Genomic DNA, 11,243 nt, shown 5'->3' with positions numbered 1-11,243 from the left:
CCTTTCTTACCGTCCTCTTCCCCGGCTCACACTGGGCTCTCGCCCTGGCGGGCCACGCTGGCCAGCCATGACTGCAGACACCATCACGCAAGAGCCCGTCGTGCGGGTCGACGGCCTGCGCAAGAAGTACGGCGACGCTGCGGCGCTGAACGGCGTATCACTGCGGATCCACCCCGGGGAGTCGGTCGCGGTGATGGGCCCCTCGGGTTGCGGCAAGTCGACCCTGCTCAACATGGTCGCCGGCCTGGACCGTCCGACCTCGGGGAGCATCGTGGTCCAGGGTGAGGACCTGGGCGCCATGAACGAGACCGGGCTGGCCCTGTTCCGGCGCCGGAACATCGGCATGATCTTCCAGTTCTTCAACCTCATCGACGACCTTCCCGCCTTGGACAACGTCGCCCTGGCCGCACAACTGGCAGGGACCTCCGGCCGGCAGGCGCGCAAGCGTGCCCACGAACTTCTCGAGGAGCTCGGCGTGGCCCACCGCGCGGACAGCTATCCGGCGACGCTGAGCGGTGGCGAGCGGCAACGCGTCGCCGTGGCCAGAGCCCTGATGAACCGCCCGCCCCTGCTGCTGGCCGACGAACCGACCGGCGCCTTGGACAGCCACTCGGGCGAACAGGTGACGAACCTGCTGAACGACCTCAACAGGCTCGGCCACACCCTGCTGATCGTCACCCACGACCCACGCCTGGCCGCCCGCTGCGCCACCCGCCTGATCGAGTTCGCCGACGGCCAGGTGGTGCGCGAGAGCACGCTGGAGCCGACCCCGTGAGCGCGGTGTGGCGAGCCGCTCGCGCGGCGGCATGGCGGCGCAGGCTCCAGACGGCCGTGATCGGGCTGGTCGTGCTCTGCTCGGCCACCACGGCCATGCTCGCGCTGGGGCTGCTCGACGCCGCCGCCTCCCCCTTCGACGAGGCATTCGGCGAGCAGAACGGCGCCCACGTGGTCGCCTCCTTCGACTCCTCGAAGGTCACGCGCGCGCAACTGGAGGAGACCGCGCGCCTGCCGGGCGTCGAAGCCGCGGCAGGCCCGTTCGACCAGATGGTGATCGCCGTCCCCAAGGGCGCGCGAGCCGTCCCCGCGGGCCCGCTCACGGTGGTGGGCAGGGCCGATCCCGGGGGCGCGGTGGACCGCGTCGAGATCGTGCACGGGCGCTGGCCCACCGCCCCCGGCGAGATCGCGATCAACCAGCGTTTCAACGTCCCGCCCAAGCCCGGAGCCCTGGGCTCGAAGCTCGAACTCCCCGGGGGCGGGTCGCTCACCGTCGTCGGCTTCGCCACCAGCATGAGCCAGTCCGCGGGGGCCTGGGTCGTGCCCGAGCGACTGGCCAAGGTCAAGCCGCCGGCCGGCCAGATGCTCTACCGGTTCTCCTCCGCCGCGACAGAGGAGCGGGTGCGTGCGAGCCTGGCCGGCGTTACCGCGAAGCTGCCCCAGGGATCACTGGACGCCTCCCGCTCCTATCTGTCCATCAAGGCGGCCTTCTCCGGGCCGAGCGACGACTACCTGCCTTTCATGACGGTCTTCGGCGTTCTCGGGCTGATCGTCTCCGTCCTGATCGTCGGCAACGTGATCAGCGGCGCGGTCATCTCGGGCTTCCGGCACATCGGCGTGCTCAAGGCCCTGGGCTTCACGCCCAACCAGGTGGTCGCGGTCTACCTGGTGTTGGTCTGCCTGCCCGCCGTAACGGGCGGCGTCCTGGGCACCGCGCTCGGCGGCCTGCTCACGGTGCCCGTGCTCGAGACCGCCTTCGCGGGGATCGAGACCGGCACCGCCACCATCGCCGTCGGTGCCTGGGTGCCGGTCGTCTGCCTCCTCGGCATGCCTGCCCTCGCCGTACTCGCCGCGCTGCTCCCCGCCCTTCGGGCGCACCGGCTGCCCGCCGCGCCGGCGATCAGCGCGGGCAGCGCGCCACGCGCCACGCGCGGCCTGCGGATGCAGCGCCTGCTCAGTGCGACCCGGCTGCCACGTTCGGTCAGCCTCGGCCTGGCGCAGCCGTTCGCCCGCCCCGGACGTTCGCTCATGACCATGGGCGCCATCGTGCTCGGAGTGACCACGGTGACCCTCTCCACCGGCCTGACCAGCACGATCCTCGCCTTCAGCGAGGCCGGCGGCGGCAGCGGGAAGGCCACCGAGTTCTTCGTACGCGCCGGCAGACCGGGGATGGGGCCCATGCGTACGCTGAACGATCCGCAGGCCGAGGCGATGCTTCGCTCCCTTCCCGGCACCCTCACGGTCACTCCCGGCGTCTTCCTGGGCGTGCATCTGACCGGACAGCGGCAGGCGCTCGATGTGCACTTCCTGCGGGGTGACACCCCGAGCATGGCCGCCCAGATCGTCAGCGGGCGCTGGCTGGAAGGGCCGGGCGAAGTCGTCGTCCCGCCCGCCTTCCTGTCTCAGCGTGGGCTGAAGGTCGGCGACCAGATCACCCTGGAGTCGAAGGGCGAACAGGCGCGGGCGAGCATCGTCGGCGAGGTCATGGAGGGTGGCCCTCGCTTCATCTGGTCCTTGTGGGAGACGCTGGAGACGCTCGCTCCGCAGATCCCGGCCGACCTCTATCAGGTCCGGCTCAAGGCCGGCATCGACGCCGAGGCCTACGCCCAAGCGGTCAAGGCCGCCGATCCCGGCCTGCGCGCGGAGATCGACGCGGACGAGGGCGAGTCCATCGATACCGTCACGGTGGTCGGCTTCGCCTCGGTGTTCACCGTGCTGCTCACGCTCGTGGCGGCGCTGGGCGTCTTCAACACCGTCGTGCTGAACATCAGGGAGCGCCGCCGCGACCTGGGCATGCTCAAATCGATCGGCATGACGCCGTGGCAGGTCACGGCGATGACGACGACCTCCATGGCGTTGCTGGGCGCGGCCTCCGGGCTGCTGGGCATCCCCCTCGGGATGGCCGGGCACCGCGCCCTGGTGGACAACGTCGGCTCTGTCGTCTTCCCCGACTTCATGAAGGACGTCTGGCACGTGCCGCAACTCGTCCTCCTGGCGTTCGCGGGCGTCACGATCGCCGTCCTCGGCGCGCTACTCCCGGCGTGGTCGGCGGCCCGCCTGACGAGCGCCAAGGCGTTGCACAGCGAGTAGACCCCCGTCACCACCGCTTTCTGGCCGGCTCGTGGACCGGCCACCCCCTGCCGCCGGTGCCCGGCACTCGCCGGGTAAAGGCGGTTCGACAACACTCTCTGAGCTTTCTTACCCGGTGCTGCACGGACGTGCGCGCGTTCGCCTTGTTCCCGATGAGTTTCTGGAGGAGGGGCAAGGTGAGTCTCACGTAGCGGTATCGGGGCTCTACCTCCGGCGAGCTTCGAGCGCATCCAGAATCAGGTCCAGGCCGTAGCCGAACTCGCTCATGTGGTCATAGCCCGGCTGCAGGGCATGGTCGACGATCATCTCTGTGAGGTACGGCAACCCGTCCACCGGCAGATGCTCGAGGATGCCGCCGGCCACTTCCTCGACGTCGTCCGGCGTCGTCACCGGCAGGTTCGCCTCCTGGAGGACGAACCCGCCGATGTAGCTGTCGATGAGCGAGACAGCGTGCGCGGCCATCGGGAGCGTGAACCCCGCCTCCCGGAGGACACCGAGGACGGCGTCGTGGTGACGTAGGGTCGCCGGCCCCGGGTTGCGACGGGAGTCCATGAGGCCGAGAGCCCAGCTGTGCTGCGACAGGACCGCACGCGCGGAGGAGGCGCGCGCACGGATCGCGTCGCGCCAATCGTCGCACTCGGCACTGGGTAGCTTGATCGCCGCGAACACCATGTCGACCACGCCGTCGAGGATCGCGTCCTTGTTCGGTACGTGGTGGTAGAGCGACATCGCCTCCACGCCCAGTTCCTGCGCCACCCGTCGCATCGTGATCGCCTCCACACCGCCGCGATCCGCGACCCGGATCGCGGCTTCCAGCACGAGACCTCTGCTGAGCGGTTGCGGTGGTGGCGACACGACGGCTCCGGGGTATGGGTGGGTTGACAACCTTACAAGCGTAAGTCAGCCTTACATACGTAAGCCACCTTACAGATGTAAGTCCTCCCGGGCCGGGCATTAGACGGGAGAACGTCTGACCTACGACGCGCCCCGCCGGCGCGAGAGAAGGAGATTCCCGATGCCGATGCCGAAATGGTGGGGGCACGTGAACAAGCGGGTGTTCAACCCTCGCGCGATCGCGGGCGGGAAGTGGCCGGTGCTGACTCACGTCGGTCGCATCTCTGGCGTGACGTACCGCACGCCGCTCGATGCGCATCCTGTCGACGGCGGCTACCTGTTCGTTCTGGTGTATGGATCGCGCTCGGACTGGGTGCAGAACGTCCTGGCAGCCGACGGCGCGCGGCTCCGGGTCGGCGGGAGAGAGATGGAACTCGCCGCCCCACGCCTCGTCGGGGAAGACGAGGCGTTCCAGGCCCTCTCCGATGAGGTGACACGCCCACCGAAGGTGCTCCGCATCACCGAGTTCCTCCGTATGGACCTGGTCGCAGGCTGACGATCGACGTCCAGCGCGGAGCCTCGACCATCCTGTCCGTTGCCGGAGGAGGCGGTGGACGCGCCGCAACCCGCGAGCGTGACCCCGACCGCGACAGCCACGGCCAGGATCACTCCGGCACGACGGCGGCCAGTGGACATAGGGGAAACGGGGAGCCAGGAGAGAGGTTCGTCGATTGCGTGACCATCAGGCAAGCAAACGAATCCACAGATCAACCGCGTTGTCATCGTTTCATCACATGATGGGAGACCGGCCGTCACGTATGACTTCACCCGACCGGCGGGGGGCTGCGGCAGCTGCGTTACCCAGCCGCAGCCCTGCCGATTGGCTTCCAGGAGCGGGTTCTACGGGGCCGTGCAAGTGCTCCCACAAGGCGTGGGAGTTTGTGAGTGGTTTGCGCGGGATATGTGAAGGCCGCTGCGCAGGCTGTCCTTCATGAACTACGCGTTTCAAGCAGAGGGCCTGGTCAAACGGTTCGGGAAAGCCACAGTGCCGTCTGCGGTACGACCGGGCGCGTCGCACACGGCACGCCGTCCGAGCGCAAGCAGATCCTCGGCGGCCAGACCATCGCCGTCCGGCCCGAGGACCCGGCCGGCCTCACCCGGGTGGCTCCTCGTCGTCGCCCCGCTCGCGCTCATGGCCGACGGGCGGCACTCATGAACATCATCTCCGCGCAGTCCTTGGACCCGATGGCGTCTCTGGACGACCTGGAACCCCTGCGGAAGCTGGTCGCGGATGCGCGGGTGGTCGCGATCGGGGAGAGCGCCCATCTCGTCCGCGAGTTCTACCTGGTACGGCATCGCCTGCTGCGGTTCCTGGTCGAGCAGTGCGGTTTCACGGTCTTGGCGTTCGAGGCGCCGTTCACCGAGGCGCAGGCCATCGACGCGTGGGTCCAGGGCGGACCCGGGACCGTCCAGGAGGCTGCTGCCCGCGGCATGGACCACGGCATGGGCGACTGCCGGGAAATGCACGACCTGCTGACCTGGATGCGGGAGCACAAGGTTCGCTTCGCCGGAGGGCTCGGCGGCTCCTCTCGCACCGCGCTCGGAGAGGTCCTGACCTATCTGCGTGCTGCGGATCCGGACGCGCTGCCCCTGGCCGAGGCCGCCTTCCGGCTGCTCGGTGGCGAGCGTGACGTGCCCAGCATGAAGGCCGCCATGGACTACGCGAGGCGGGCGCCGGCCGTACAGGACGAGGTGACCGCCATCATCAGCCGACTGATGGTCCGCATGGAGACCATGACCGGATATCAGCGCGGCCAGGGCCGCGCGACCGCGCACGCCGCCGCACTCCGGCACCTGCGTAGCGCCTGGTATCTGGATCACGGGTATCGCGACCTCGCCGGGCGCGGCCTGGCCGTGGGTACGGCATGCCTGGACGCCTTCGCGGCCGAATCCGTGCTGCGCCTGGTCGAGGAGGGCCATCGGGTCGTGGTGGCGACCCACAACACCCACATCCGCAAGACGGTCATCGAGCACGAGGGCGATTTCGGACTGTTCCCGCAGGGCCACCACCTGGCTCGGGCGCTTGGCGACGGCTACGTGTCCATCGCGGCCACCAGCAGCCGCGGCCGCACCGCGAGCGGCCAGGTCGCGCCCGATCATCCTCTCGGGATCGAGTCGCGGGACGTGCCGCTGCCGCCGCTCACCCCCGACTGCATCGAAACGGTCTTCGACGCCCAGACGCCGTTGGCGGTCGCCGACCTTCGCACTGCGGACCAGCCGGAGGCCTTCCAGCGCATCCGCATGCTGGACTACTTCATGGACCTGCCGATCTGCGACGCCTACGACGCCGTCGCCCACGTCCCGGAAACCCACTGCGTCGACTCCGTCGGGGAGATATCACCCTGGTGAGATCGATAGCGGTCGCTTTCGACGCCGGCGGCCACCTGCACCCGAACGAAGGCGATGGACGACGCCGTGTAACGATCAACCCGCCTGCACGGCGGCTCGGGCCAGGGCGAGCGCCACCCCGCGATCGAGGCGGCGACCCCGGTCGTAGGCGTCACGGTAGCGTTCACCCAGGTGGGCATGCAGGTCGTGCGCCAGCCGTACGACATCGGGGTGGCGGGTGTCGGCGCCGCCGCGCAGCGCGTGCGCGGCGCCGAGCAGTTTCGTGGCGGCGCCGGGCGCGGCGCGGCGCAGCCCTGCCACCCCGACGACGACCAGCGCCACCAGCGGCATGTCCCTGCTCTGCTCGGCGAGGGCCAGCGCCTGTGCCAGTCGCCGCCGCGCCGACTCGAGGTCGCCCCTGGCCGTCTCCAGCTGCGCGGTCGCCAGCTGGAGCAGGACGGGGAGGGACGGGTCGCGTGAGGCCGTACGGTGGCGGGCCGCGTCGTCGAGGTACCGCGCGGCCGTGTCGAGGTCACCGTCGTATCGGGCCAGGTTGGCCAGGAGGACGCGGGACACGCCGAGCTGGTGGGCGGGCAGGTTGCTGGTGACCATGTCGAGCAGCTCGGTGCGCGCGTTGCCGACGTCTCCTGTGTGAATGCGGATCATCGACAGCCAGACCTGCCGGACCTCGTCGGCGCCGAGGTCGCGGGTCAGCGCGATCGACTCCGCCAACGAGGCGACGCTCTCATCGAAGTCACCCAGCGTGGACTGCGCGAACGCCAGATGGCTCAGCGACATGGCCAGCCCCCACCGCTCACCGGCCTCCCGGAACGCCGCCGTCGCGGCCAGGAGGTCGCGGCGCATGGCCGCCATGTCGCCGAGGGTGCCGTCCAGGAAGGAGCGGACGAACCACGACATCGCCCGCGACCGCGGGTAGGAGTCGGAGGGTGGTTCATCGATCGCGGCCAGCCCCGCGGTGGCATCGCCGCAGATCAACGCGACCATGGCCTCGATCAAGACCGTGGACGCCGGGTCGGCGCCTTCGGCGCGGGCCAGCGCCAGGAACCTTCCGGCGTCGGCTTTCGCCTGCGCGAGTTCGCCGGACAGGACGGTGTTGAGGAGGTAGACGACCGCCACCTCGGCATCGTCCGCAACGGCGAGCACGGCGCGCAACCGGCCGGCGACCTCGGCGTGATCCTCGCTGATCGTCCAGAAATAGCCGAGCGCCGCGGCCAGCCGCACCGCGGTATCGGCGTCGGCGGTATCGCAGGCGAAATACACGGCGGCGCGGAGACTGTCCCGCTCCGCCATCAGCGCCGGAGGTTCGGCGCGTTCGGCGAGGTCGAGAAAGTATGCGGCGTGTGCAGCCCTGGCCCTGGTGATCTCGCCCGTCTCGGCGAGCCGTTCCAGACCGTACTCCCGGATCGTCTCCAGCATCCGGTACCGCGGTTCGGCGCCGCCGACGAACTGGAGCAGCGACTTGTCCGCCAGCGCGTCCACCGCTTCGTGACCGCACACCCGAGTCGCCGCCTGCGGCGTGAACGAGCCGGGGAACACCGCCAGCCGTTCCGCCGTCCGGCGCTCGTCGTCGGGGAGCAGGTCCCAGCTCCAGGCCACGACGGCGCGAAGGGTCCGATGTCGCGGCAGCGCCGTACGGCTGCCTCCGGTGAGCATCTGGAACCGGTTGGCCAGCCCTGCCGCCAACTGTTCGACGGTCAGGTACCGCAGCCGGGCCGCGGCCAGCTCGATCGCCAGCGGCAGCCCGTCCAAACGGTCGCAGATCTCGGCCAGGTCTGCGGCGTTGGCGTCAGTGACCGCGAACTCGGCCCGTACGGCTTTCGCGCGGTCGGCCAGCAGCCGGACCCCCTCTCCGGGTCGAAGCGGCGCAACCGGGCACAGGGCCTCGCCGAGGATGCCGAGAGGTTCGCGGCTGGTGGCCAGCACACGGAGCTGGGGACAACTCCCGAGCAGGTCTTCCACCAACCGCGCCGCCGCGTCGATCAGGTGCTCGCAGTTGTCCAGCACCACCACGATGTCGGCGGCGGGAAGCGTGTCGGCCAGCCGGCCGGCCTGGGTCAACCCCAGCGCGCCGGCGAGAGTCTGGGGAAGGTCAGCCGGATCGGCTACCGGCGCCAACTCCACCAGCCACACTCCGCCGGGCACGTCGGCGGCCAGATCGCGGGCGATCTGGGTCGCGAGCCGGCTCTTGCCGACGCCGCCGGGGCCCACGAGGGTGACCAACCGGTCTTCTCGTAGCCGTGCGGCGATCCTTGCCCGCTCGTCGGCGCGCCCGACGAAACTGGTCAGCGGCGTACGCAGATTGCCGCGTGGCCTGCCGCCCGGCGCCGCCCGTTCGCCGCGAAGGACCGCGAGATGGATCTCCTGCAGCTCCCGTCCCGGGTCGGCCCCCAGTTCCTCGGCGAGGAGAACGCGAAAGTGCTCATAAGCGGCCAGCGCCTCGGCCTGCCTGCCCAGCGCGTGGAGCGCCTTGATCAGCAGGCCACGCAGCCGTTCCCGCAGAGGATGGGCGGCCACCAGCTCTTCCAGCTCCGCCACCACGGCCGAAAGATCCGTTGAAAGCTGGAATTCAGCCGTCACCCGATCTTCGATCGCGGCTAGCCGCAGCTCGTGCAGCCGTGCCGCGACCGGCATCAGGGCGACCTCGGACAGAGCCGCATCCCGCCACAACCCCAACGCTTCGCGCAGTCGCCGTACGGCCGTGCCCGGATCTCCCTCGCGCAGCGCCAGGCGGCCCTCTCGCGCCAGACGCTCGAACCGCATGACATCCACCGCATCCTGTGGAAGATCCAGGCAGTAGCCGCCCGGCCCCTGCCGCAACGAGCCCTCCGGAAACAACCGTCGAAGCCGCGACGCCAACGCCTGCAACGCGTGCACCCGATCGGCGGGACCCTCCTCCGGCCAGAGCGCCCGCGCGAGCGACGCCGATGAGACGAAGCGCCCCGCGTCCAGCGCCAGCCGGATGAGCAGGGCACGCAGCCGAGCGCCTCCGACCCGCACGGATTCACCGTCGGCGGTCACCTCCAACGTGCCCAGAACCCCCACACGCACCTCATGCCGGTCTGGCGTGGTCCGACGCGTCTCGGTCATGGTGGCGGCTCGACCGTCAGGCCATGCGGGAGGGCGGTCAACCCGGCGAGTCCGTCGCGGTCAAGGACAGCCGGCGCGGCACCGGCGATAGCGGCGGGAGTGAAGGGTCGCGGTCGAGGCATCGTCGTCAGTTTACGATGTACGCCTACCGGTGAGTACCACGTACCAGTTATCGATGACGCAGCGTGGCCTGGACGGCCGCCTCGCCGTCTTCTGCTTCGGCGAGCACGGTGATCTCGCCCCCGAGCGGGAGCAACGAGGCCGGCGCTATGCGGAGGAGTGCCTCGTCGTCGGCCATCGGTCGCCCTTCCATGTTCTAGAGGGCAGTCTTGGAGCGCAGGTGCGGGAATGCCGCCGCCGTGAGGAACCGCCCGTCCTTCTGCTCCACCGTCAGTTCGCCTCCGTCGCCCGCCACGCGTTCCCTGAGGGTGGCGAGTCCGCTGAGTTCGGGAAGCAGGTCCTCTCGCGCGCCGTCGTTGACGATGGTGATGCCGGACTCCGAGAGAGTGATCCGCACCTGCTCGGCTTGGGCATGCCGCAGGATGTTGGTCGTCGTCTCCCGGAGGACCTGGCCGAGCAGCTCGCCTGCGCGGGTGTCGGCCTCGGCCTTCCGGTCGACGCGCACGTCGATGCCGGCGGCTTCGAGGAGGTTCTTGGCGTTCTCCAGCTCCGCGGACAGGTTGAGCCGCCGCTGTGCGTAGGCGAGCTCCTTGGTCTGCGTGATGGTGTCGCCGACCAGGGCGTGAATCTCCCGGAGCTCCTCCTCCGCTCTTCCGGCGTCGGTGCGTACCAGTTTCTGGGCCAGCGCGGTCTTCAGCTTCACCACATGCAGTGTGTGGCCCTGGATATCGTGCAGGTCGCTGGCGAAACGTATGCGTTCCCGGGCGACGGCCAGTTCCGCTTCGCGTTCTCGTGCCTTCTCCAGCTCCGCGACGAGGCTGGAGACCCGCTGGTTGAGGGACGTGAGGACGACCCCCACCACGGCGACGCCCGTGGAGACGAGGACGTACTCGAGCAGAATGCCGAGAACGTCCCCGTGTGAGACCAGCAGCCTCGCCGCGAGCCCTGCGGCGACGAAGGCGATCAGTCCCAGGGCTGCCGCGCCTCGGTGGCGCGGCAGCTGGTGGATGACCATGGTGCCCACGATGGAGATGCCATAGGACGCCGTTGCGCTGTCCACCACCAGCACTCCGAGCAGCCACACGGCCGCGGTGACGATCAGACAGGGAAGTGCGACGCGAGAGATGCTGCCCGCTATCCATCGCGCGACGGCCACCTGGGCCGCTATCAAGCCCAGACCCAGGACGGCGGCCTGCCACCAGGTCTGGGCATCGATCGCCACCAGGAGTGCCCCTACGGCGGAGAGCGACGCGGACACTATGTTGAGATTGAGTGTGCGCAGCTGTCCCTGCGTCGCCTCGGTCTGCTCGGACGTCATGTGAGCTCCTTCCTGGTCGGCCTCACCGGTCATCAGCCAACTGCTGTGTGATCAGGCCGAGCAGCGGAACCGCCAGAGCACTCACCACGGTCAGAGCCGCGGCCGTCCACATTAGCCACTGGTCGTTCGCGGACCAGGACTCCATGCCGTCGGGGGGAAAGACCGACGCCGAGGTGATGGAGGAAGAACGCCGCGCAGACCAGCAGGAAGACGGCCGTGTCGACCGTCAGCACAATGCGCAGGGGTCGGGTGTCCACGTGCGGCTCTCCGGGATCGAACAGCAGAGTTCCGCCCCAGTCTTCTTCCTGCTCCGTGGCGCCGACAGTGACACTGCGTCATGACCTCAGCTGAAGAAAACGCCCTGGCGAAGTGATGACGCAGTGTCACTGGC

At 69.6% G+C, this 11,243-nt stretch carries 7 protein-coding genes and 1 pseudogene; 4 read left to right on the top strand and 4 right to left on the bottom strand.

Annotation, left to right across the window (positions count from 1 at the left end):
* Positions 1-67 precede the first annotated feature (67 nt).
* Positions 68-775, top strand: coding sequence for an ABC transporter ATP-binding protein (locus tag MBA17_RS21695; RefSeq protein ID WP_238498349.1), 708 nt, complete (start codon positions 68-70; stop codon positions 773-775).
* A complete protein-coding gene (locus MBA17_RS50500; RefSeq protein ID WP_238498348.1) occupies positions 772-3,084 on the top strand; it encodes an FtsX-like permease family protein in 2,313 nt (770 codons plus the stop codon). The genes MBA17_RS21695 and MBA17_RS50500 overlap by 4 nt, the downstream gene beginning before the upstream one ends.
* Before the next feature lie 204 nt (positions 3,085-3,288).
* Here the strand turns inward: MBA17_RS50500 and MBA17_RS21685 are convergent, their stop codons facing one another.
* Positions 3,289-3,903: a TetR/AcrR family transcriptional regulator gene (locus MBA17_RS21685; protein ID WP_238498347.1), complete on the bottom strand. Its 615-nt coding sequence runs from the start codon at positions 3,901-3,903 to the stop codon at positions 3,289-3,291.
* A gap of 196 nt (positions 3,904-4,099) precedes the next feature.
* On the opposite strand from MBA17_RS21685, the gene MBA17_RS21680 reads away from it, so the two are divergent.
* Positions 4,100-4,474: a nitroreductase family deazaflavin-dependent oxidoreductase gene (locus MBA17_RS21680; protein ID WP_238498346.1), complete on the top strand. Its 375-nt coding sequence runs from the start codon at positions 4,100-4,102 to the stop codon at positions 4,472-4,474.
* 656 nt (positions 4,475-5,130) lie between these two features.
* A complete protein-coding gene (locus MBA17_RS21675) occupies positions 5,131-6,327 on the top strand; it encodes an erythromycin esterase family protein (protein ID WP_238498345.1) in 1,197 nt (398 codons plus the stop codon).
* Between the two features lie 75 nt (positions 6,328-6,402).
* On the opposite strand, the gene MBA17_RS21670 is transcribed toward MBA17_RS21675, so the two are convergent.
* From MBA17_RS21670 to MBA17_RS21660, 3 genes and pseudogenes are all read right to left on the bottom strand, one after another.
* Positions 6,403-9,369, bottom strand: coding sequence for an ATP-binding protein (locus tag MBA17_RS21670; protein ID WP_238498344.1), 2,967 nt, complete (start codon positions 9,367-9,369; stop codon positions 6,403-6,405).
* Positions 9,370-9,586: 217 nt separating this feature from the next.
* Positions 9,587-9,727 (bottom strand): annotated as a pseudogene (locus MBA17_RS21665) (response regulator); the annotation flags it as partial.
* A gap of 3 nt (positions 9,728-9,730) precedes the next feature.
* Entirely contained in the window at positions 9,731-10,852 is a 1,122-nt protein-coding gene (locus tag MBA17_RS21660) for a histidine kinase (RefSeq protein ID WP_238498342.1), read from the bottom strand.
* Positions 10,853-11,243 lie beyond the last annotated feature (391 nt).

It is taken from the genome of Dolomitihabitans soli (genome assembly GCF_022213955.1).
Lineage (GTDB): Bacteria > Actinomycetota > Actinomycetes > Streptosporangiales > Streptosporangiaceae > Streptosporangium_A > Streptosporangium_A soli.
The sequence above is the reverse complement of the archived record's forward strand: the minus strand, read 5'-3'. Positions and strand labels throughout refer to the sequence as shown.

Bases quoted from the DNA above. Each gene is read 5' to 3' on its own strand.
- MBA17_RS21695 (WP_238498349.1), top strand. From the start codon at position 68: ATGACTGCAGACACCATCACGCAAGAGCCCGTCGTGCGGGTCGACGGC.
- MBA17_RS21680 (WP_238498346.1), top strand. From the start codon at position 4,100: ATGCCGATGCCGAAATGGTGGGGGCACGTGAACAAGCGGGTGTTCAAC.
- MBA17_RS21675 (WP_238498345.1), top strand. From the start codon at position 5,131: ATGAACATCATCTCCGCGCAGTCCTTGGACCCGATGGCGTCTCTGGAC.
- MBA17_RS21660 (WP_238498342.1), bottom strand. From the start codon at position 10,852: ATGACGTCCGAGCAGACCGAGGCGACGCAGGGACAGCTGCGCACACTC.